Origin of the sequence: Streptomyces sp. NPDC005574 (assembly GCF_040605435.1) — a bacterium.
In the GTDB taxonomy this organism is placed as follows: Bacteria; Actinomycetota; Actinomycetes; order Streptomycetales; family Streptomycetaceae; genus Streptomyces.
The window spans coordinates 193497-215615 of the sequence record NZ_JBEXCW010000006.1 but is presented as its reverse complement, the minus strand read 5'-3'; the positions used below and the strand labels follow the sequence as shown (position 1 = coordinate 215615).

Here is a 22119-nt window from a genome sequence, read left to right as displayed (position 1 = left end):
CCCGGCACAAGTCCCTCCGATCGCTTGCGCCTTCCGACAAGCCCGTGACGTCAGCGTGCCAGTCGCACGGCCGTGAGCCATCCGTGAAACCACGTATTCGCTGCGGTCTCGATCAGGCGGGAGACAGCTGCGCGTTGTGCGAGCGTGAGGAGCGCACGAAGGGCAGCCCCGCCACTTCTGCGCGGTGCCCGGCCGCGTCTGGGCGGTGCCCCGCCGCGTCTCAGAGGTGCCCCGCCGCGTCTCCGCGGTGCCCGGCCGCGTCTCCGCCGTCGATGCGAAGGGAGGGCCGATCGACGGCCGTCACTCCGCGGACGCCGCCTCCCGGATCAACGGCTCGAACTCCCGCCGAACATAAGCGTCGAACGGCTCCGCCAGCGCACCGTCGATCACCCGCCGTACCCGATGCTTTCCCGCGAACTCCTTGATCGCCGCGCGGGAGACCGGCCCCACACCCCCGCCTACGATCAACACTCCGAACTCCCCGGACTCCAACAGATTCCGGGCCTCCTCGTCGGTGCTCACTCCCTCCGCGTCGAAGCCGTCCATGCGCAGCGTGGCCAGCACCGCCGACACCCTCGCGGGCGTCCGTCCCAACACCAACGTCCTCATGACCGTTCCCTTCCGTACATCGACACCGACATGCCTGACCCTAGAAACCCAACCGGACTTGAGGTCAACCCCGCCACGCGGGGCCCTCTTAAAACCGTCACACGGCAAAGCAACCCGCGAACCTTTCCAGCCCTCCCACGGAGCCGCCTCCGGCCTTTCATACTCCCCTTTCAACGCCCAGCCATCATGCGGGACTTCAAGGACTTCAACGCAGATCACCCTCCCGATATCGATGAACAGTCAATACGGCAGCCGTTTAGCTGGGACCAGTCCGTAGCGGAGCGACGGTATCCGGACCGGTTGTCGTGAATTCGACGGGTCGCGCGGAGATCAGGTTCAGACGGACAGCGCAGAGGGCTTGACGGGCACGTTGGAGGCGACCACTTTGGGGTGGGCAAATTTGTTGGCTTGTGGTCGCTTCCGTGCGGTCACCCTGTCGGCGCTGCTGCGTCCTGCCGCGCCGGGCACCCCCCACCCGTGGTCCCAGGAGGTCGATGAACCATGAGCAGCAGTCGAAGAGCCGCGCGACTGTATGACGGCGTGTCAGTCCCGTCCAGATGGTTGGCGGTCGCTGTCACAGGCCTTCTCCTGTTCCTCTTCACCCCGTTGATCGCTCTCACCGCGGCCCCGCCGGCCGCCGCGTTGGGCAACGGTCTCGCGCTGACTCCGCCGATGGGCTTCAACGACTGGAACGCCTACGGCTGCAACGTGTCCGACTCGCTGATCAGGTCCACCGCGCAGGCCATGCACACCAACGGCATGCAGGCCGCCGGGTACACGTACGTCAACATCGACGACTGCTGGATGACCCACTCCCGCGACGCGCAGGGCCGCCTCGTGCCGGATCCGGCGAAGTTCCCCACCGGCGTCAAGGGCACCGCCGACTATGTGCACTCCCTCGGCCTGAAGCTGGGCATCTACGAGGACGCCGGTACCGCCACCTGCGCCGGCTACCCTGGCAGCCTCGGCCACGAGACCACCGACGCGCAGACCTTCGCGTCCTGGGGCGTGGACTACCTGAAGTACGACAACTGCAACAACACCGGTGTGTCCGCACGGACCCGCTACACCGCCATGCGCGACGCTCTGACGGCGACCGGCCGCCCGATCCTGTTCAGCCTCTGCAACTGGGGCCAGGAGAACGTGTGGACCTGGGGCGCCGACGTGGGCAACAGCTGGCGTACCACCGGTGACATCAGTGCGAGTTACTCCAGCATGCTGTCCATCTTCCACAGCAACGCCGGACTCGCCTCCTACGCCGGCCCCGGCCACTGGAACGACCCCGACATGCTGGAGGTCGGCAACAGCGGACTGTCCGCCACCGAGGCCCGGACCGAGTTCAGCCTCTGGTCGGAGATGGCCGCACCCCTCATCGCGGGTACGAATCTGGCCTCCGCCAGTTCAGCCACCTTGTCCACCTACACCAACGCCCGTGTGATCGCCGTCGACCAGGACTCCCTGGGCAAGCAGGGCACCATGGTCTCCTCCTCCGGCGGCCTGGACGTTCTGGCCAAGCCCCTCGCCGGGGGCGACGTGTCCGTGGCGCTGTTCAACGAGACCGGATCGACCGCGACCATCACCACCACCGCCTCCGCGATCGGCAAGACCGGTGCCTCGAGCTACTCGTTGACCGACCTGTGGTCCGGGGCGACCTCCACCAGCACCGGCACCATCAGCGCTTCCGTACCGGCACACGGCACCGTCATGTACCGCGTCGCGGGTGGCACCAGCGGCGGCAGCACCACGGGCGAGCTCCACGCCGTGGGCGCCGGCAAATGCCTCGACGTCCCGAACGCCACCGCCGGGACAACGGCGCGGATCCAGGACTGCGCCGGTGGCGCCACCCAGACCTGGACCCGTACCTCGTCCAACCAGCTCACCGTCTCCCCCGGCGGCTCGCAGATGTGCCTGGACGCCTACGACAACCAGACCTCCGCAGGCACCAAGGTGGAGATCTGGTCGTGCAACGGCCAGACGAACCAGCAGTGGCTGTTCAACTCCAACGGCACCATCACCGGCTCCCAGTCGGGCCTGTGCCTGGACGTGACGGGCGCCGCCACCGCGAACGGAACCCTGGCCGAACTGTGGACCTGCAACGGCCAGACCAACCAGCAATGGACCCTCGGATAGCGCCGTCCTCAGGTCCTCGTGCTCCGCGTGCGTCCTCGTGCTCCGCGTGCATCGTCGCGCGGTACACGATCGGTGTCACCGAGCGATCGAACCGACGCCGCCGACCGTTGGCCGTCGACCGCGGCTTGCCCTACGGCGGTCACCGGCCGGCGGCGGCGAGTTGACCGGCGTCACCGTCAAGAGGCCGACACGACGGGCTCGGCCCGGGCGTGACCGGAGGACTCCGGAGCAGTCCGGGCCTCCGGTCCCCGCGCTCCAGAAAGCGGACGGCGCCTTCTTCGCCGCAGTAGCGCGATCCCGACCGCCAGGAGAGCGACCAGGGCGAAGGCGGGGCCGCCCAGCGTGAGGACATGCTGGAGAGAGGTCGCGGCCGCGTATCCCACACCGGCTTCCGCCGCGGCCCACACACAGGCGCCGACGACGCTGTACGGGGCGATGCGCCGGTAGGGCAGGCGGGTGACCCCCGCGGAGTGCGGAGCGAGGATCCGCACGACCGGGAGGAAGCGGGCCAGGAGGACCGCCCGGCCGCCATGGCGTGTCATCAGCGTCTCGGCCCGCTGCCAGGCGACATCCGGTATCCGGCGGCCCGTCCGGCCTCCGCGCAGTCGCTCACCGAGGAACCTGCCGGTGCGGTGGGCGAGGAAGTCGCCCGTGACCACGGCGCCTGCCGCGGCTGCGATGACGAGGGGAAGGCTGATGTGGCCGGACCGGGCCAGCGCGCCCGCGGTCAGGAGCAGGGTCAGCGTCGGGACGAACGCGCCGACGAGAAGGACCGACTCGGCCAGGACGGCGCCGGCCACCACCGCGTACGCCGCGGCCGGCGGGAGGTGACCGAGGAGGTCGGACAGCGCGTTCACCGCCTCGTCCCCTCGAACCGAGGCGTGGGCCGGTCCGCGGAGACGAGCGGGCGTTGAAGACGCCAGACGTAGGCAGGGGGAATGTTGGCCCAGACCGTCCGGCGGCCGGTGGCGTAGGTGCGCTGGTAGGTGGCCATGATCTCGTCCACGGCGGCGTGGCGACGGGCTTCCGTCCGCGACGCCGTCAGCGCGCGGGCCCTGCGGGTGCCGAGGTAGGCGAAGTAGGTCAGGGTGCCGCCGGGGTGGAGCAGTTCCATGTAGCGGGACATGATGCGCTCGACCTGTACGGGCGTGAAGTTGGTCAGCGGCAGCCCCGAGACGATCACGTCGTAGCGCTGATCGGTGTCGAGCTGCTCGACGTGGGTCTGATGCACGTTCACCTGCGCGGGCCTGGCAGCCAGGGGCGGGTGCGTGGTGACCAGACGGCGCAGTCGCGCGGCGAAACGCGGGTTGGGCTCGACGATGTCCAGGCAGCTGCCCTCGGACAGCCGCGGGATCAGGGCCCGGGTGACCGGGCCGGTGCCCGCTCCGGCTTCCAGGACCGCCAGCGGGCGGGAACCGTGAGCCCGTACGGGTTCGGTGAGCACGCGGGCCAGAGCTTGGCCGCTGGGGGCTATGGCACCCGTCGTGCGCAGATCACGGGCTGCCTCTATCAGGAACATCCAGCGTTCGGCTTTGCGCTGCGCGGAGTCGCGGTCGTGGGAGGTGGTCCAGTGGTTCATTGAACTGACGCTAGAAAGCCGCGCCAGGCACCGGATCCGTCGTTCTGCGACAGCGTTCACCTACGAAAGGAGGGGGCCGGCATCGCCGTTCGTCCGACGGAGCGGCGCACGGGTCATCTCGGTGCGCCGTCGTCCGTTCCGTTCGTCTCTGGAGCCGGCCTCTCTAGAGCAGGCGCAGGACGCCGACGACCTTGCCGAGGATCTGCGCATGGTCGCCGGGGATCGGCGTGTAGGCGGAGTTGCGCGGCATCAGCCACACCTGGCCGTCCTGGCGGCTCAGCACCTTCACGGTGGCTTCGTCCTCCAGCAGCGCCGCGACGATGTCGCCGTGGTCGGCGCTGTCCTGGCGCCGTACGGTCACGATGTCGCCGTCACAGATCGCGGCGTCGATCATGCTGTCGCCGGAGACCGTGAGGGCGAACAGGTCGCCTTCGCCCACGACCTGGCGGGGCAGGGAGTAGACGTCTTCGACCATCTCCTCGGCGAGCAGGGGCGCGCCGGCGGCGATGCGTCCGACGAGCGGCACGTCGACCGGTGTCGCGCTCCTGTGCTTCAGGTCGGGCGTCCATGAGGGGCGAACCTGGTAGGCGCGGGGACGGTGCGGGTCCCGGTACAGAACGCCTTTGCTCTCCAGGGCCATCAGCTGGTGGGCGACCGATGACGTGCTGGCCAGCTGGACGGCCTGGCCGATCTCCCGCATCGACGGCGGGTAGCCCTGCCGCTCCACCGCCTCGGTGATGCAGCGGACGATGGCCTGCTGCCGGCTCGTCAGCTGTCCCTCAGCGGTACGTGGGCCCGGGGGACGACCCCGGCGTGCGGGCGCGCTGTTCTCCATACCGGGCACCTCCATACAAGATCCTTGCGGAACGCGACCTTAACCCGCCATCCGACGCAAATGGAACACCGCTTCGACTTCAGCCGCGCAGGCTCTTCGGTCGGCCCCCCGCATTCTCCGCAATCCGCACGGCGGGAGCCGCCTGGCAGGGCATCGGCAGGTCGGGTACGCCATGGCGCCCCAGGGAGCGCCCCCACCGAAGCCGCAGCGCCTCCGGGACCCCCTTGGCACAGGGTCAGCGTGTGGTCGCCGATGCGGACGGCGGGGCGTAACTCGGATGCAGCTCGGAGGACAGCGGGGCCAGCGACTCGCACAGCGAGGTGGGAAAGGCGGGCTCCTTGCGCTGTACGTCCCGGCAGCCTCCGGCCGCGCCTGCGACGATCGGCCGCCAGCCCGACTTCTCGGCCCGGAAGAACCAGCGGTCGCCGAGCCGGGACGAGCAGGCCGGGTTCGTCGAGTCTCCACAAGCCGGTCCGGTGCGCCAGGAGAAGTCCATCACCAGCCACCTCCCGTCGCACTTCTCCGAGTCCCGGTACGTATGGTTCGGCGCGTCGACCGCCATCAACGCCTGGTCGTAGGAGGCGGCGGTGCAGCCGGTGGGCGCCGGCGTGCAGCCCAGCTTCCCGCAGAGTCGCAGTGCGGGCGGTTCGGCTTTGTCGGCGGTGAAACGCGTGTAGTTGTCGACGATCACGTCCCGGTCGCCCAGGGGCTTGGGGAGTCGGACGCGAGCTGTGGCCATGGCCTCCTTGGTGCACCCGGAAGCCCGGTCACCGGACGGCGAGGTGTAGGTGACCTGCACCCGGACGAGTTCCGCCATGGGATCGGTGAGCACCGCCTTCAGCTTGCGCACGCACGGGTTGGGGCCGCTGGGTACCTGTGCGTCGAGGAGCAGCGTGCGGCCGTCGCCACCGACACGGACCCCGGTGACCGCGGAGGGCTCCATCGTGGTCCACGGGATCGGCTCGGTCGGCGCCGACGACGATGACCCGTCGCCTCCCTCTCCGGCTACCTGTGTCCCGCAGGCGCCGAGCCACAACGCGGCGAGGGTGCTGATCAAAACGGCCACGGCCGTACGGTGCGTCGCCCTACCTGATCGCACGAGCGCTCAATCCCCCTGAGTAATCGAGTCGTTGGCCAATATAAGGCTCGGACCGCAGCCTCGTCAGAACCAGCTTGCCCCGACGGTCCTGATGCGGGCTCCGCTGCCGAGCGACATCAACAGGGTCTCCCCCAGCGCTTTCGCACGCCCTTGGCAGCCGGACCGGTGAGGCCGTCCGACCCCGCCGTAGAGCCATCCGAAGACGGCAGCCGATACGAGCCCACCACCGCGGCGACACTCGAGCCGGCGAAGGCGAGAGCCCACCCGCTCAAGGTGCCCAGCCGTCCCCACGAGGACGTCCCGGCCTCAACACCGCGAGGCGAGACCCGCCCTTCGGGGTCGTACGCCACCGCGAGATCGTCGCCCGGCCGGGTGGCCTGCCCGCATCCGCGCCAGATGCGGACCCGAAGCGACCCGCCCTCCCGGTCGGCCACCGAGCAGAGATAGCGCCCCCTGCCGGAGACGGCCGTCCTCTCCTCCACCGAGGTCACGACCACGGCCGCCACCCGGCCGCGCTTCGCAAGCACCGCCCCCGCGGCAGCCTGGGGGATCTGGAGCACCAGGCACACGCCGAGCACGGCCACGACGCCGACGAGCGCCCGACCGGCCCGCAGCACCAGCAGGTACAGGCAGAGCGCGGCCGTGCACACCAGACCTCCTTCGCCGTCCGCGAGAGCGGGCATCCCGTAGTGATGCAGGACGATCGCCCGCCGCTGCTCGGCGGGGATACGGCGCAGTGCGACGACGATCGCCACGTAGTCCGCGCCGACGCCGGCAACGTCGTCGGCAATGCCGTGGCGGCGGTGGGCCGCCAGCCGGTTGACCGTCTTGCGCCAGACGCTCACCCGGACCCGGCAGGCCACAGTGCGTACCCAGGCCTCCGGGTCGTTGTAACCGGACACCTTCTCCCAGCTCTGCCACGCTCGGGCGAAGGCCTCCTGCACCAAATCCTCCGCCTCGGCGCGATCTCCCGTTATCGCGTACATCTGGCTGATCAGCCGGCGGACACTGCCGGCGTAGAAAGCATCGAAATCACTCGGGTCGCGCATACGCCCCCTTCCCACCACCCGTTCGAGGGGCCCCATGCCCTCCATGACGTGTCACGCCCGACCCCACCGACAGGTTGCACGGCCGACCGCAACTCGTCCCTGTTTCCTTCCGTCGCCGCCGACAGGCGTGTCAACGACCGTTCAGATGTACAGGTGGGTCGCCGTCCCCGTTCGGGCTGATCGCCACGCCGACGTGATCTACGGGAGCTCAGAGGCGAGGCGAGCGATGCGGCGGCACCTGCTCCGGGTCATCCGGAAGGGCGAGGTCGGCGGTCAGACCCACTCTCTTCGCGGCAGCCCGAGTGACCGCACTGGGCTCGGCAAGCCGTACCTCGATGCCGGCCAGAGGGAGAGCCTGCCGGATGGCCAGCAGCGTGTACAGACTCACGGAATCGCAGAAGGTGATGCCGGACAGGTTCAGTACCAGCAGACCGCCGGACGAGCGAGCGGCGAACACGGAAAGTTTTTCCCGCAGTTCGGCGGAGGTGTCGCCGTCCAGCTCCCCAGCGAGGCGCAACTCGACGACGGACGGCAAGGGGCCATCGACGTCGGGCTGGACGGACAGCCGTGAGTTGCCCGCTACCTTCCGCGTATTCCTCCGGGGGAACAGATCGCGGTCCCCGGCCGGGCCGTCGGCGGCCGTCTCGTCCCGAGGGAAGGACTGGGGTGCTGGCATCGATCATCTCCGGGACAGGGCGGCCTGCAGACGCCGACCAGACTTCCCGGCACACCAGGCAGAGCGCCGGGCGCCACCACGCGGTCATCTTTGTACAAGGCAAAGAACAGTGCCAGTGAGGCCGCGGAAGCGGCAGTCGCCGCGGTGCTTCGACGCGCTGCGGTTCTCCGACGCCGATCAGCATCCGTGGTGCCGCAGCAATGGCGGTGCGTACGGCAAGCGTCGAGGGTTGCAGTGTTCGCCGTAGAGCGAGCAGTTCCGTACCCGGCTCGGTCACGTCAGCGGTGACAAGGTGTAAAGCCCTCGCCGAACGGGCGCTGCCTGCGCGAAGACGCCGGAGCGAGAAGAAGACGGGCCTCTTGCGGTGAACCCGCCCCGGCCGCCCGCGCTCCGGTGCGGACCTTCGCCCTGCCACCGCGCCGTACGGCCCCCTCCCGGCAGCGGCAATCCCGCGCGGCAGAAGGCTCACCCGGCGCTACGAGGTTTATGGCGCCGGTACGGCACTGATCTGCTGCATCACCCCGAGGAGATCGGGCTGGCCCCGTTCGCCGACGATCCGGCCGTCGGCCAGGTAGTAGAAGTTCATGGCCTGCACCGAGATCTTGTTGCCGCTCGCCGGGATCCCGAAGAATTCACCGTCGTGGGTGCCCCGCATGGTGAACCGCGCGGCCACGGTGTCGCCTTCGGTGACCGTCTCCTCCAGCGTCCACTGGACGTCGGGGAAGGCGCTGCGCATCACCCCGATGACTTCCAAGTACCCATCGGGCCCCCGCAGTGGTTCCGGGTGGCTTGGCGCGTGGAACACCGCGTCCGGAGAAATGACCTCGCGGGCGAGATCCTCGTTGCCCGTGTTGATGAACTCGACGAAACGGTTCATCACTGACTCGGTGGACTGCGATGGCATCGTGCTGTGCCTCTCCAGAGACGTTGGGGCGGGTACCTGCGAGCGTAACATCGAATCGATGTTCACATCGATTCGATGCCCACGTGCGAAGATGGACTCATGCTGGAACTCGCGATACTCGGCTTCCTCGCCGAGGGACCCCTGCCTGGACACGAGCTGCGCCGCCGCATCTCACAGCTGACCGGTTACACGCGGCCGGTCAGTGACGGCAGCCTGTATCCGGCGATCAATCGCCTGACCAGGGCGGGCTTGATCGAGCGGCGCGCCGACCCGGCCGCGGGGGCGGCCCGGTACGTGCTCAGCCTGACCGCGGCCGGGCGGGCCGAAATGCTTCAGCGCCTGCGCAAGCCCGCCGACCACGAGATCACCGACTTCACCCGGTTCTACGTCGTCCTGGCCTTCCTCTCCCACCTGCCCGACGTGGCCGAACAGCACGCGGTGCTGCGCAGACGGCTGGAGTTCCTGGAAGAACCGGCGAGCTTCTTCTACAACAACGAGCGGCCCCTGCGTGCCGAGGAGGTCGCCGACCCCTACCGGCGGGGCATGCTGCTCACCGCCCGCGCCACCAGTCGCGCCGAACGGACCTGGCTGCGCGAGGCCCTCGGGGAGAAGGCGCCCGAATTCGACACCGGATGCACCGACAGCGATCCGCATCCGCCCGCTGCTCCCGCGAGCTGACTGTCCACGGAGGTACCTCCATGCTTGCTTCCTGGTACGACGACCAGGGCCCGGCCGCCGATGTCCTGCACGTCGGTGAACTCCCTGATCCCGTCCCCGGCCCCGGCGAGGTCCGCGTCCGCGTCACCGTCTCGGGCGTCAACCCCGGCGACACCAAGAAACGGCGCGGCTGGCTCGGTTCGTCCATGCCCTTCCCGCGGGTGATCCCGCACAGCGACGGCGCCGGAGTCATCGACGCCGTGGGCGCCCAAGTCGACGTCCGCCGCGTCGGACAACGGGTCTGGGTATACGGCGCCCAGTCCTACCGCCCCTTCGGCACAGCCGCCCAGTACACAGTCGTACCTGACCACCAAGCCGTACCTCTGCCAGATCATCTGAGTGATGAGCTGGGGGCGAGCCTTGGCATCCCCGGCATCACCGCCCACCGCACCGTCTTCGCCGACGGCCCGGTCGACGGCCAACTGGTCCTGGTCCACGGAGTTCTCGGCGGCGTCGGCTCCCTGGCCGCGCAGCTCGCCCACTGGGCCGGCGCGACTGTGATCGCGACCGTCCGCCGAACCGCGGACCTCAGCCGCGTCGACGCGGCCGTCGTCTCCCACGCCGTCGCCCTGGATACCGGCGACCCCGCCGCGGCCATCCGCTCGTACGCGCCGCGGGGCGTCGACCGGATCATCGAGGTCGCGCTGTCCGACAACGTCGGTCTCGACAACGCCGTCGCCGCCCAGGGGGCCGTCATCGCCGCCTACGCCACCCGCGCGGACCGCACTGAGATCCCCTTCTGGCCGCTGCTGTTCAACAACGTCACCCTGCGGCTGCTCGGCAGCGACGACTTCCCCGCCGAGGCCAAGCGCCAGGCCGCCCGCGACCTCACCTCCGCAGCCGCCGTCGGTGCCCTCAGCGTCGCCGTCGGCGACCGTCACCCGCTGGACGACATCACCAAGGCCCACGACCACGTCGACGCTGGCGGTGGCCACGGCCGCATCCTGGTCACCGTCCCCCAATAGCGCAGACTCGGAACACTGCCCTGTTCAACTGCCTAGCCCTGCGGGGCGTCCGGGACCCGCATCCGAATGACGGCGGTATCACTGCTGCTGCGTGTCAAGGGGCCGTAGCCTGCGCCAAGTTGTGGGTGACGGCAGACCGGAGCCCCTGGTACTCAACTCCTTCCTTGCGAAGCGGCCTTTCGCCCTCGTGGCGGCAACAGCGGTCCTCGCCGGCGGCTCCCAGGCGGTGGCGGCGCAGCCGCTGTCCCAGGCGAAGACCGTCTCGGCCCACGGGGACACCCTGGCCGGCGCGCTGGACAGGGTGTCCCTGACCACGGTCATCGACCAGTGGACGCACTACACCCCCGACTCGAAGACCTCGTCCCACGCGGGCACGTTGTACCGGGGTACGGGCTACTTCTCGTGCTACACGGCCGGCGAGGTCTACACGAACAACGGGCGCACGAGCGGGTGGTGGCTCGTGCCACGACGTCCGCCGCCCGCCGCGACCCGATGACCGGCCCCGCCCCCCGTTGCCGTCCGGATTGGGAATGGCTCGTCGCAGCAAGCCGGGTACGACGTCTGGCGAGACCCACGACCATCCGGGCGCGGTACCGCGGCTCGGGCTCTGGCACGCGGGTGGGTGTCAGCGGCCGGACAGTTCGTCGGTAGCGGTGCGTCCGGCCGTCGAGGTGCGGCGCAGGAAGTCGGCCAGGAGGGCGAGCTCGTTCTCGTCGTAGTCGGCGCAGATCTCCTCGACCGCTGAGGACATGCCTGAATAGAGCCCGATGATCTCCGCGTTCCGGTCGCGCAACGGTCGTAGGAGGGTCGCGCGCCGGTCGTTCGGATCGCGTTCGCGGGCGATCCACCCTCCGCGTTCGAGACGGTCGAGGATTCCCGTCAGGGTCGCTGGATGGAGCCCGGCGAGACGGGCGAGCGCACTGGCGCCGATCGGGCCGTGCCGGTTGATCAGGTCGAGGCATTCGACGTCGATGCTCTTGAGCTCCAGTCGCGCGCCCACCTGCTGATTGAGCAGGGACAGCTGGATTCCCAGCGCTCGGAGCGACTCCCGGATCTCCGAGCCCAGTCGCCTCCGTTCGCGGGCCCCCTCAGGTCGTACGGAACTCATATGTTACGCTCCCCATAATATCTGGTCTCTTGAGGACAAGGTATCCCGGACGGGAGTGTGCACCATGATCATGGTTACTGGCGCGACTGGAACCGTGGGCCGCGAGGTGGTGAATCTGCTGGTGGCGGGGGGTGCCAAGGTCGCCGCGGTCACGCGGGATCCGGCCGCCACCGCGTTCCCCGACGGTGCGCGAGCGGTGGCAGGTGATCCGTCCCGGCCGCAGTCGCTGACGCCGGCCTTGGACGGTGTGGAAGCCCTCCTGCTGAGCCCGCGCGCCGTCGGGGGCGCGACCTCCGAACTGCTGCGGCTCGCGGCCGAACACGGAGTACGGCGTGTGGTGGTGCTGTCCGCGGTCACCGTCGAGTACGGCGGTGGGTACCGGCGCTTCGCCCGCGAGTTCGAGCTGGTCGAAGCGGCGACCAGGGCCTCCGGGCTGCGCTGGACGTTCCTGAGGTGCGCCGACTTCACCGCGAACGCTCTCGCCTGGGCTCCGCAGATCCGTCGTACGGGCGTCGCATCAGGCGCGTACGGCGATGCGGCCACCTCGCCCATCCACGAGCGGGACGTCGCCGCGGTCGCCGTACGGGCGCTGCTGGACCCCGCCCACGACGGCCGCGCGTACGCGATCACCGGCCCGCAGTCGCTCACCCAGCACGACAAGGCCAGACTCATCGGTGAGGCCGTCGGCAGGGAGCTGCGGTTCGAGGAGATCCCGCCTGAGCGGCTGCGCCAACTGATGCTGGCGCAGGGCCTGCCCGAGGACGTCCCCGACCGGCTGATCGGCTACGCGGCCGCGTGCCTGGAGCAGCCGGGCCCGACGACGGACTCGGTCGCACGGCTGCTGGGCCGCCCCGCCCTCACCTTCGCCGACTGGGCCGCCGAACACGCAGACGTCTTCCGGGAGTTGAGCCCGTCATGAGGTACGAACGGACTGTCACCGCCCTGCGCTTCGGGGGCCTGGTCCTCACCGGTCTGTTCGCCGGTTTCCTGGTCACGGTCCTCGTCTTCGAGCTCTCGCTGCGGAGCTTCGACGGCTCTGTCTACACCCAGGTGCGCCAGGTCGAGCTGGACCGACTGGACGTTCTCGCCACCGCGCTTCTCCTGCCGGCGGTGCCGGCCACGGCGATCCAGACCGCCACCGACGTGAAGGCGCGAGGTTCGGCGTTCTGGCTGACGGCGGCAGCGCTCGTCCTGCTGTTGAGCGTTCTGGTCACGACGCTCGTCTTCAACCTCCCCATCAATGCCGATCAGTCCGCATGGAACGTGCAGACTCCGCCCGCGGACTGGGCGAGCGTGCGCGACCGCTGGCAGACCGCCCACGCAGTCCGTACGGTCGCAGCCGTCCTCGCCTTCGCGTTCCTGAGCGCGGCGGCCATGAGCCCCGCTCACACCCGCCGGCCTGCCCGGGCCCCGGCCCCGGCCCGAGAGGCGATGGAATCCGATCGTGCGGAGGCGACGACATGAAGCAGATCGAGCTGTCCGCCGGGACGATCGACTACCAGGACACAGGCGGCGACGGCCCCACCCTCGTGCTGCTGCACGGCTTCATGATGGACGCCTCACTGTGGGACCAAACGATCGCCGAGCTGGCCGCCGACCACCGCTGCGTGGCGCCGACACTTCCGCTCGGCGCACATCGTCATCCCGTGCCTGCCGGCGCCGACCTGTCACTGCCCGGGACAGCCCGCCTGGTCACGGAGTTCCTCGAACGTCTCGATCTCCGCGAGGTCACCCTCGTCGGCAACGACACGGGCGGAGCGCTCGTCCAGTTGCTCATGCGCGACAGCACGGCACGCGTGGCACGGGTCGTGCTCGCCTCGTGCGACGCCTTCGACAACTTCCCACCGGGGCTGACGGGCCGCACACTCGCCCTCACCGGCAAGCTCTCGCCCCGGCTGTTCGGACTCTTCATGCAGCAGATGCGGCTCCGGCCGATCCGTCGCCTTCCGCTCGCCTTCGGATGGCTGACCAAACGAGGGGACGGCATGACCGCGCGGTGGATGCAGCCGGTTCTGAAACAGCCCGCCGTCCGCCGCGACACCGTACGCATCCTGCGTGCGGCAACGGCGGACACCGACCTCCTGCTCACCGCGGCCGAGCGCCTGCCGGCCTTCACACGCCCTACCCTCGTCGTCTGGGCCGGCGACGACCGGGTCATGCCACCCGAACACGGCCGCCGCCTCGCAGCACTCCTCCCCCACGGTCGCCTGGTCGAGGTGGAAGACAGCTACACGCTCATCCCCCTTGACCAGCCGGCGCGGCTCGCCCAGGTGATCCGGGAGTTCGTCCAGGCGCCCGAGGCCACCGCGACCTAGCGGGTCACCCCCCGGTGCGGAAGTGGTCAGGCAACGATCGACTGGTGTGGGCGAAGCGACCCCTCGTGTTATTCAATGAGGTGTGCGTCGGGGATCTCGGGGCTCCGTCGCACCGGTCCGAGTAATCACCCCGGCGCTGCCCCGGGGATTGTGAGAGAGCCGCATGGACTCCACACCCTCCCCCTCGCCATCATCGCCGTTCGACCTGGTCAGCAGTGCCCTGGGGCGCTACATTCCGCGCGGTGGAGCGGCGGCGGCCGGCGGTCCTGGCAGCGCGCAGGGTGACCGCGCCGCCCGCCCGCGCGTACCCGGCGATCCGGCAGCCGACCGTCAGGAGCAGATTCTCGGCGTCGTCAACCTGGACAGGGACCTGAAGATCACCCGCTGCAATCTGGACGCCGTCGTGTTCGCGGGTCTGGACGTCACGGTCGGGAGTTCTTTCGCCGACCTTCTGCCCCCGGGGGACGTACCGACGGTCACCCGGCGGTTGCGGCAGGTCCTGGAGATCGGTGAGGCCCACGTCGCCCGCATCCAGCGCCTGCGACGCGGCGACGGGTCGGAGCTGGTCGTCTCGATGAGCATCCTGCCCGCGGCCGCGCCCCAGGAGGGCTTGACGGTCTCCCTGATCGCCATGGCCAAGCGGCTGCACCTCTACGCCGCCGAGACCGCGATCGGCACCTCGCTGGACATCGGCGAGACCGCCCAGTCGCTGGCCGAGTCCCTGCTGGCCTGGGGGGACGTGGCCGCCGTCGACCTCGACTTCGCCGTGTGGACGGGTGAGGGATTCACCGACCAGGCCCAGGGACGCATCAGGCTACGGCGGGCGGCCCTGGTGCCCGACCGGGTGTGGCCCGAGGGGTACGTGACTCCGGGCCACGATCTTCCGAGCGACGCGAGTCGCCTGCTGGCACAGGCGGTACGGCGAAACGATTCTCCGCAGGCCATCGTCATACCCCAGCGGGAGGCCATCGAGCGGCTGCTCGGCAGTCCGCGGGTGATCCGCGCCCTGGTGCCCGGCGACCGGTCGGCGAGTGTGGCGTGCATACCGCTGGTCCTGGACGGCATGCCGCCCGTCGTGCTGGGCGTGGCGGAGGTCTGGCGGCGGGCGGACAGCCCCTTCCAGGACAGCGAGCTGTTCGACCTGCAGGAACTGGTGGCCAGGACCGCCCATCACGTCGATCTGGCCCGTCAGCACCAGCGCGAGCACACCCAGGTGCTGGCGTTGCAGCGCCGGCTGCTGCCCCGGGTGGGCGGCAACACCATGGAGATCGCCAGCGTCTATCAGCCCGCCACCCCCGACAGCGCGGGCGTCGGCGGGGACTGGGTGAACAGCTTTCCGCTGCCGGACGGCCGTACCGCACTGGTGGTCGGTGACGTCGTAGGGCACGGGCTGGGAGCCGCGGCGACCATGGGCCAGCTGAGCATGGAGGCCCGCGCGCTGCTGTCGGCGGGGCTGGCACCGGACGAGGTGCTGGAGCACCTGGACGAGACGGTCACCCTGCTGGACGACGCGGAGTCCGGGCTGGCGGCCGGCTACAGCGCCCTCGGCTCCACCTGCTGCATAGCGCTCTACGACCCGGTCAGCCACCAGGTGGCGCTCTCCAGCGCGGGTCACCTGCCCCCGGTCCTGGTGCTTCCGACCGGCCGCGCGGGGCCGCTCGCGGTGAGCCCTCACCCCGGTCTCGGCGCCGAGTTCGCTCTGCGGGAACCGTTCGACGTGTACACGTTCAGCGCACCTCCGGGCTCCCTGCTCGCCCTCTACACCGACGGCCTGGTGGAGGATCCCGCCCTCTCGATCGACGAAGGGATCAGCAGACTGGCGGAGGTCCTGTCCACGGTGCATCCCTGGGACACCTTGCAGCAGGCCGCACGGCACGTCGTGTCCACGCTGGCGCCCGTGCGTCAGCGCGACGACGTCACCCTGCTGCTCGTGCGGATGATCGGCTACCGCAAGGAGGACACGGCGACCTGGCGACTGCCCGCGCGCGCCGACGCCCCCGCCCGAGCCCGTGCGCACGTCTCCGCGCTGCTGCGGCAATGGCACGCCCGGAACGACGTCCGGGACGATGTGCCTCTGCTGGTCAGCGAGCTGGTCACGAACGCGGTGCGCTTCGCCTCAGGTCCCGTCACGGTACGACTGATCAGGGCCGGCCACGGCCTGCTGTGCGAGGTCGGCGACACCGGCAACGGCAGGCCGCGTCTGAGCAGGGGCGACCTGCTCGACGACGGGGGGCGTGGACTGCAGATCGTGCACAGGCTCACCACCCGGTGGGGGGTGCGGTGGACGGACACCGGCAAGGTGGTCTGGGCGGAGGTCGCGAGGTGACGCGGTCGGCGTGCCGAGCGGCGGCACGGTCGGCGCACGCAGCGCGAACGGGGGGCCGCGTCAGCCGACGGTGCCCTCAGGGACACCGGTGGCGTGAGCGGTGACGCGGGCGACGCGTTCACCGGCGCGGGTGGGTCCGGCACGCACTACAGCCACTCCCCCTCAAGGGCGGTGGCGGTGAGGCCGGGTGCCGCGGCGTACAGGACGGCACGACTGCCCGGCTTCTGCCCGGCGTCGTGCGCCCGCCTCAGGATGTCGAACACGGCGGCGCCTCCGCGGTTGCCGCTGGTGTAGCTGTCCCGGCTGTGGTCCAGCAGCCCCGACGGCCACGCGTCGGGCATGGTCTGCTCCATGTACTCCAGCACCCGGGTCCCGCCGGGGTGCGCGAGCAGTACGTCGGGGTGCCAGGACTCCGGGTCGTCCTCGTAGCGGACGCGCAGCCACTCCCACATCGCGTTGACCGTCTCCTGTACGGCGCGCGGCCCTCGCCGGTCCATCACGAAGTGGGCGCCGTCCTCCCGCGTGTCCAGGCGGTGCAGGTCCCGGGTGCCGGGCAGGGTGTGATGCCAGGCGGCGTCCAGTCGCAGCACCGACTCGGGCCTCGGACGGCCGGTGACCACCGCGGCGACCGCGGTGTCGGCGAAGAGCAACCGGACGATCAGGGACTCCAGGGTGTCGTCGGCGGGCTGATAGGTCGTGCTCAGGGCCTCCGAGATCACCACCAGCACCACCCGATCGGGGTCCGCGGCCACGAGATCCGCCGCCAGGGCCAGGGAGCGGGTGCCCGCGACACAGGCCCACTGCGTCGCCGGGAGCAGCATCACGTCGTTGCGGAGCGAGAGCTTGTTGGCCAGGGACACGTCCAGACCCGGCAGCGCCGGGGTGGTGGAGTGACTGGTGATCAGACAGTCGACGTCCGAAGCGTCCAGGCCGGCGATCTGCAGGGCTCCGCGCGCCGCACGCTCCCCGTAGGCCTGCACCGCCTCCCAGGCCGGAGCGGTACGCTCCTGGACGGTCTGCGGCGCGGGTATCGCCTCCAGAGCGGCGATCACGCGGTCCACGTCCTGCTGGGCGAACCCCTCGCGTGCCAGCGCGCTTTGGGCGGCTCCGGTGCCGACGGCCCGTAGCCCGCCGCCGCTGCCGGGGGCGACGGCGGTCTCCAGCGGCAGCATCCAGCCGCGGGTCTCTATGCCCGTGCTGGCCGCGATGCCGTCCATCCGCGGCTCCCACGCCGCATGCGGATGCCGGTCACGCACCTCCGCCACGATCTGGCTGGTCTCCACGGCGTGCTCACCGTGTATGACGGCAGGAGGACAGAGGTATGCGGCCATGATGGGCACCTTTCCAGGGGAACAAGGAGGATCGTCAGGAGGGCTGCGCCGTGGGCCACTTCGGAACGTCGGGCCTGTGCCGACGGGCTCCGTCACGGGAGGCGCTGTCTCCGTCGAGCATGGACGCCAAAGGGACATTTCCGCTGTGACCCACACAACTTGAGCGCCCTTTCGGTGGCGTGATCCGGCACACACCGGCTGGAATGGGACGCCCCACCCGAACCACAGGTCCTACCTGACCCGGTATCAGCCTGGTTGCTCGTGAGGCCCGCACCCATCGGCGGCGGGCCGGCACCTCTCCGCTCGCCGAAGTCGTCGTCTACGGCGGTGTGGTCACCCGCAGGCGCGATATCCGCTCCGTACCTGACGAAGCGCCAGGACGCGAAGCCTCGGCCGGCCCCGCCGAACGCCCGGAACGGCCTGCCCGCACGTGGTCTCGCGCAACCCGCCGCAGGACCGTCCCGCACAGGCCGCCGATCCCCCGCACAGCCCGCCGGAACCGCGCGCCCCCTGTGGTCGTCTTGTGCGCTGACTGTGTGCGAAACAGGATGGCGGGGGACGTTGTGACACGGAACGTGACGAAGGCCGGTCTCATGATGGTGGCCATGGCGACAGTGCTCGGGGCCTCGGCCTGCGGCGGCGCGGCCGGCACCGCGGCAGCGCGGAACGGCGGGACGCGGCCCGCGCACGGGAGCGAGAAGTCCGGGAGCGAGAAGTCCGTGGCGTCCTCGGGACAGGGGATGTCGTCCGACTCGGCGTCGGCGTCCACCGGAGCCGTGGAGAACTTGTCTGCCGTCGCGCAGGCTGCGGCGGCGCCCCTCACGCGGCACGTGCCGTGGAACCTGGACATCCTGGACCAGCGGTCGCGGCCCCTGAACGGAAAGCTCACGACCACCGCCACGGGCAAGGGCGTTCACGTCTACGTGATCGACACGGGGATGGACATCGCCCACAAGGAGTTCGGCGGACGCGCCCATCTCGGCGCCGACTTCGTGGGGCCGAAGGACTCCGGTGACTGCTTCAGCGAGGAGGGCACCGGTCACGGCACGTTCGTGGCGGGCGTCATCGGCGGGGCGAAGTACGGGGTGGCGCCGAAGGCGGATCTCGTACGGGTCCAGGGCATCCTGTGCGAGAGCGACGGGGGCGGCTCCCCGGCGGCGGCAGAGGCGGCCGTGGTGAAGTCGGTGAAGTGGGTCACCGCGCACGCGAAGAAGCCCGCGGTGGTGAACATGTCGCTCAACCTCGACCACCGGTCGTCGGCGCTGGAGTCAGCCGTGAAGAAGATGGTCGACGCGGGGATCCCGACGGTGGTGGCGGCCGGCAACTTCCATGACGACGCCTGCAAACACTCCCCGGCCGGCGTCCCCGGCACGATCGTCGTGGCGGCCTCCACCACGAACGACCGCCCGTGGAGCGACGGCGGCTCCTACGGATCCGGTTACGGACGATGCGTGGACCTGTACGCGCCCGGCCAGAAGGTGACCTCTGCTCTCGCCGGCGGCGGTACGTTCACCCAGAACGACGGCGCGACGTCCTGGGCCGCACCGCACGCGACCGGCGTGATCGCCCTGTACCTGTCGGCACATCCCCACGCCACGGCCAACCAGGTCCACGTCTGGCTCGACCACACCGCAACCCGCGGTGTCCTGCACGGCGTCCGCTCCGACACCCCCAACCGACTGCTCAACACCGGCGGTCTCTGAGGTGCCTTCGATGTGAGACGCGGGGGTCTGCGACGAACAGGCCACGCTGCTGGAGCCGTTGCCGCCGGTTGCACTGCGGCAACGGCGTACGACGGCGCGCTTCCCCTCGCCCCTCGTGACAATCCTGCCCCACCCCACGATCGAGTGGCCGTTCCGGGAGTTCCGGTATCCGTCCGCCAGTTCATTGACCGTTTGCGGCCACCGTCTACCAGCACCTGGGCTCCAGGGCCCGCACGGCTCAGCGTTGCCGACGTCGTCAGGAGCGCGGCGGGGCGCCGGAGAAAAGCGTGAAGGGATCGCGTGCCTGCGACGCGAGGATGTACCAGGCCGTCGCGCCGGTGTGCAGGCTGGCGTAGTAGGAGTCGCCGCCGTCGCCGGTGTTCAGGCCGTCGTGCGAGGCGGCCACCAGACCGTGTCCGTCGTGATGCGGGGCGGTCGTCTGGGCCAGTTCGAGGGTGTGCAGCAGTCGGTCCGAGCGCGCCGCGTCGCCGGGGCGGTGCCGTTTTGCGAACGCCAGCGCGAGATGGGCACTTCCCTCGAACCAGACGCCGCTGCGATCGGCGTCGCTGAAGGCGACGCCGTGGAAGTGGCCGTCGGAGGCAGCCAGCCCGGTCGCCTCGGTGTCCAGCACACCCGCGTAGGCGCGCTCGCGAAGCACGAGGCAGGACCAGCTCTGTGCGTCTTCGGCGAGCAGGTCCTTGCTCGGTGCGACACCGTCGTCGCCGGTGCCTGTCCAGAAGACGTGCTTGGCCGGGTCGTACATCGCGGTGACGAACGACCGTGCGTGCCATGCCTGTTCGCTCCAGGCGGCGTCGCCGGTGAGCTGGGCCAGCATCCGGAAAAGCACCACCAGGTCGAGATTGTGTTCTGTCGACTTCCACCGGATCCGTCGACCGCCGTCATCCATGCCACCCGTGAAGCCGCCCGCGCCCCGGTTGTCGCGGGTCTCGGCCACGGCCCAGTGCGCCACAGCGGCTGCTCCGGACAGGTAACGCCGTTCCTCGGTGGCCTTGTAGAGCTGGAGCAGTGCCTGGCCGGCCCACGCCATGTTGCCGATGTCGCTGGTGGCGTCGGACGCGTCGACCGTGTCCGGTGAGGTGAGTGCGGCGGCGGCGTAGGCGGCCCGAATCCGCCCGTCGTGCCGTGGGTCGTGGCTCTGCACGTACAGCAGGGCGTCACCGAGAGCGCGGGCCCGCTCCACGTCGCCCGCGCGGCCCCGGCTCAGCAGGGCCTCGATGATCAGCGCGTCGTCGTAGGTGACCGAGTCGGTGTAGCCATGGGCCTGCAGATAGCCTCCCTTGAAGCTCCTGGGCAGGCGCGGCACCTCTCCTTGTGCTGTGGCGTCCACCATCTCGTCCAGGAAGGCGTAGGCACCTTTCAGCCGGGCCGAGACAGTTGCCGTTCCGGACGCCGTACGGCTGTCCCCGGCGCCGGAGACCCGGTGCGCGGGGCCGGTCACGCAGCCTGCGGCAAACAGTGCGAGGACGGCGACAGCGACAGCGCTCGTGAAGGCGGTTCGCGTACCGGCGCGGCGCGAGACCGGGCGGTGCCGTGCAGTGCCGCTGCCGCTGCCGCTGCCGGGGAGAAGATCCACAGCTGAAGTATGGCCGACGCTTCCGGCGTGGTTTTTACCGGTGTGCGCGGAAGAACTCAGTGAGGTCCTGTGCGAGGAGTTCGGGTTCCTCGTGGGCGGCGAAGTGCCCGCCTCGGGCCATGCGGGTGTACCGCGTGATGTCGTACGTGCGCTCGGCCCAGCTGCGGGGCGGCTGGGTGAGGTCGGCCGGGAACAGGGCGACGGCCGTGGGCACATGAACGCGCTCCACCCTCCTCGTCAGTCCTCGGGCGTATTCGTAGTAGGGCCGGAAGGAGGTCGAGATGGTGCCGGTGAACCAGTAGAGCGATGCCTGGGTGAGGAGGAAGTCGTCGCTGAACCGGGAGGACAGGTCACCCCCGCAGTCGCTCCACGCGCGGTACTTCTCGACGATCCAGGCGAGCAGCCCGGTCGGCGAGTCGGCCAGGCCGTAGCTGAGCGTGAGAGGACGGGTGCTCTGCTGGTGCAGGTAACCGCCTTCCTCCGCGGACCACACGGCGACGGAATCGAGGTACTCCTGCTCCTGGGGGGTGACATCGGCCGCGTCGTAGGCGACAGGGCTTGCGATCGCCGTCAGGTGGATGCCCACCAGGGCCTCGGGGTGGGCCTCGCCGAGCCGGGAGGTGATGCCGGCACCCAGATCGCTCCCGTGCGCGGCGTATCGCTCGAAGCCGAGTTCGTCGTGCATGAGACGGTGCCAGATCTCGTGTGTCTGCGGCGGCTCGGAGAGCGAGGGCCTCTGAGGCGAGAAGGAGAATCCGGGCAGCGTGGGGACGATGACGGTGAACGCGTCGGCGGAGTCGCCCCCGTACCGCGACGGCGCCGCCAGCCTGCGGGCCAGGCCGACCAGTTCGAGGAAGGAGCTGGGCCATCCGTTGGTGAGGACGATCGGCAGGGCGCCGGGGTGTTCGCCGTCGAAGCGGAGGTAGTGCACGGGGGTGCCGTCGATGTCCGCCAGGTGGGACGGCAGCGCGTTGATGGCGGTTTCGTGGGCGCGCCAGTCGTAGTCGGAGGCCCAGTGGGTGACGAGTCGTCGCAGCTCGCCCGGCTCGGTCCCGGCCGCCCATCCGTCAGCGGGCCACCGGGCGGGCCAGCGTGTCCGGAGCAGTCGGGAGCGCAGCTCGTTCAGCTCGGCCTCGCTGACGGCGATCATCGGTGTATGGCGGATCACAGGAGTCTCCA

At 70.2% G+C, this 22119-nt stretch carries 21 protein-coding genes; 9 read left to right on the top strand and 12 right to left on the bottom strand.

The window, feature by feature from the left end; translation table 11 throughout:
- Positions 1 to 300 precede the first annotated feature (300 nt).
- Positions 301 to 609, bottom strand: coding sequence for a hypothetical protein (locus ABZT03_RS07255; RefSeq protein WP_356034685.1), 309 nt, complete (start codon positions 607 to 609; stop codon positions 301 to 303).
- Positions 610 to 1149: 540 nt separating this feature from the next.
- Between ABZT03_RS07255 and ABZT03_RS07250 the strand changes: the two genes are divergently transcribed.
- Positions 1150 to 2739 carry an RICIN domain-containing protein gene (locus tag ABZT03_RS07250; RefSeq protein ID WP_356034682.1) on the top strand — a complete coding sequence of 530 codons (1590 nt, stop codon included), beginning with the start codon at positions 1150 to 1152 and terminating at the stop codon, positions 2737 to 2739.
- A 176-nt stretch (positions 2740 to 2915) separates the two neighbouring features.
- Here ABZT03_RS07250 and ABZT03_RS07245 read toward each other — a convergent pair whose 3' ends face one another.
- The 7 genes from ABZT03_RS07245 to ABZT03_RS07215 form a co-directional block, all read right to left on the bottom strand.
- Positions 2916 to 3596, bottom strand: coding sequence for a VTT domain-containing protein (locus ABZT03_RS07245; RefSeq protein WP_356034678.1), 681 nt, complete (start codon positions 3594 to 3596; stop codon positions 2916 to 2918).
- The gene (locus ABZT03_RS07240; RefSeq protein WP_356034675.1) at positions 3593 to 4318 is read right to left on the bottom strand and encodes a methyltransferase domain-containing protein; all 726 of its coding nucleotides are present in this window, start codon (positions 4316 to 4318) and stop codon (positions 3593 to 3595) included. Before ABZT03_RS07240 ends, ABZT03_RS07245 begins: the two co-directional genes overlap by 4 nt.
- A gap of 163 nt (positions 4319 to 4481) precedes the next feature.
- Positions 4482 to 5168, bottom strand: coding sequence for a transcriptional repressor LexA (gene lexA / locus ABZT03_RS07235; protein ID WP_356034672.1), 687 nt, complete (start codon positions 5166 to 5168; stop codon positions 4482 to 4484).
- A gap of 220 nt (positions 5169 to 5388) precedes the next feature.
- The gene (locus ABZT03_RS07230) at positions 5389 to 6219 is read right to left on the bottom strand and encodes a hypothetical protein (protein WP_356034670.1); all 831 of its coding nucleotides are present in this window, start codon (positions 6217 to 6219) and stop codon (positions 5389 to 5391) included.
- Between the two features lie 149 nt (positions 6220 to 6368).
- A complete protein-coding gene (locus ABZT03_RS07225) occupies positions 6369 to 7301 on the bottom strand; it encodes a sigma factor (RefSeq protein WP_356034668.1) in 933 nt (310 codons plus the stop codon).
- 208 nt (positions 7302 to 7509) lie between these two features.
- Entirely contained in the window at positions 7510 to 7836 is a 327-nt protein-coding gene (locus ABZT03_RS07220) for an STAS domain-containing protein (RefSeq protein WP_356034666.1), read from the bottom strand.
- A gap of 625 nt (positions 7837 to 8461) precedes the next feature.
- Entirely contained in the window at positions 8462 to 8854 is a 393-nt protein-coding gene (locus ABZT03_RS07215) for an ester cyclase (RefSeq protein ID WP_356034664.1), read from the bottom strand.
- 126 nt (positions 8855 to 8980) lie between these two features.
- Here ABZT03_RS07215 and ABZT03_RS07210 point away from each other — a divergent pair, with 126 nt between their 5' ends.
- The 3 genes from ABZT03_RS07210 to ABZT03_RS07200 all read left to right on the top strand — a co-directional run bounded on the left by ABZT03_RS07210 (position 8981) and on the right by ABZT03_RS07200 (position 11059).
- Positions 8981 to 9559, top strand: a complete 579-nt coding sequence (locus tag ABZT03_RS07210) for a PadR family transcriptional regulator (protein WP_356034661.1) — start codon at positions 8981 to 8983, stop codon at positions 9557 to 9559.
- A 20-nt stretch (positions 9560 to 9579) separates the two neighbouring features.
- Positions 9580 to 10563, top strand: coding sequence for an NADPH:quinone reductase (locus tag ABZT03_RS07205; protein WP_356034659.1), 984 nt, complete (start codon positions 9580 to 9582; stop codon positions 10561 to 10563).
- Positions 10564 to 10684: 121 nt separating this feature from the next.
- Positions 10685 to 11059 carry a hypothetical protein gene (locus ABZT03_RS07200; protein ID WP_356034657.1) on the top strand — a complete coding sequence of 125 codons (375 nt, stop codon included), beginning with the start codon at positions 10685 to 10687 and terminating at the stop codon, positions 11057 to 11059.
- Between the two features lie 129 nt (positions 11060 to 11188).
- On the opposite strand, the gene ABZT03_RS07195 is transcribed toward ABZT03_RS07200, so the two are convergent.
- Positions 11189 to 11671 carry a MarR family transcriptional regulator gene (locus ABZT03_RS07195; RefSeq protein WP_356034654.1) on the bottom strand — a complete coding sequence of 161 codons (483 nt, stop codon included), beginning with the start codon at positions 11669 to 11671 and terminating at the stop codon, positions 11189 to 11191.
- Between the two features lie 64 nt (positions 11672 to 11735).
- Here ABZT03_RS07195 and ABZT03_RS07190 point away from each other — a divergent pair, with 64 nt between their 5' ends.
- The 4 genes from ABZT03_RS07190 (at position 11736) to ABZT03_RS07175 (ending at position 16312) form a co-directional block, all read left to right on the top strand.
- Positions 11736 to 12590: an NAD(P)H-binding protein gene (locus tag ABZT03_RS07190; protein WP_356034652.1), complete on the top strand. Its 855-nt coding sequence runs from the start codon at positions 11736 to 11738 to the stop codon at positions 12588 to 12590.
- Positions 12587 to 13135 (top strand): anthrone oxygenase family protein, encoded by a 549-nt coding sequence (locus ABZT03_RS07185; RefSeq protein ID WP_356034649.1) that lies wholly within the window; start codon positions 12587 to 12589, stop codon positions 13133 to 13135. Before ABZT03_RS07190 ends, ABZT03_RS07185 begins: the two co-directional genes overlap by 4 nt.
- Positions 13132 to 13986: an alpha/beta hydrolase gene (locus ABZT03_RS07180; RefSeq protein ID WP_356034647.1), complete on the top strand. Its 855-nt coding sequence runs from the start codon at positions 13132 to 13134 to the stop codon at positions 13984 to 13986. Before ABZT03_RS07185 ends, ABZT03_RS07180 begins: the two co-directional genes overlap by 4 nt.
- A gap of 163 nt (positions 13987 to 14149) precedes the next feature.
- Positions 14150 to 16312, top strand: coding sequence for a SpoIIE family protein phosphatase (locus tag ABZT03_RS07175; protein WP_356034645.1), 2163 nt, complete (start codon positions 14150 to 14152; stop codon positions 16310 to 16312).
- 146 nt (positions 16313 to 16458) lie between these two features.
- On the opposite strand, the gene ABZT03_RS07170 is transcribed toward ABZT03_RS07175, so the two are convergent.
- Positions 16459 to 17643 (bottom strand): type III polyketide synthase, encoded by a 1185-nt coding sequence (locus ABZT03_RS07170; RefSeq protein ID WP_356034643.1) that lies wholly within the window; start codon positions 17641 to 17643, stop codon positions 16459 to 16461.
- 605 nt (positions 17644 to 18248) lie between these two features.
- Here ABZT03_RS07170 and ABZT03_RS07165 point away from each other — a divergent pair.
- Positions 18249 to 19346: a S8 family peptidase gene (locus ABZT03_RS07165; protein WP_356034641.1), complete on the top strand. Its 1098-nt coding sequence runs from the start codon at positions 18249 to 18251 to the stop codon at positions 19344 to 19346.
- 256 nt (positions 19347 to 19602) lie between these two features.
- On the opposite strand, the gene ABZT03_RS07160 is transcribed toward ABZT03_RS07165, so the two are convergent.
- The gene (locus tag ABZT03_RS07160; RefSeq protein ID WP_356034639.1) at positions 19603 to 20940 is read right to left on the bottom strand and encodes a hypothetical protein; all 1338 of its coding nucleotides are present in this window, start codon (positions 20938 to 20940) and stop codon (positions 19603 to 19605) included.
- Positions 20941 to 20974: 34 nt separating this feature from the next.
- Positions 20975 to 22090: an epoxide hydrolase family protein gene (locus tag ABZT03_RS07155; RefSeq protein ID WP_356034637.1), complete on the bottom strand. Its 1116-nt coding sequence runs from the start codon at positions 22088 to 22090 to the stop codon at positions 20975 to 20977.
- Between the last annotated feature and the right edge of the window lie 29 nt (positions 22091 to 22119).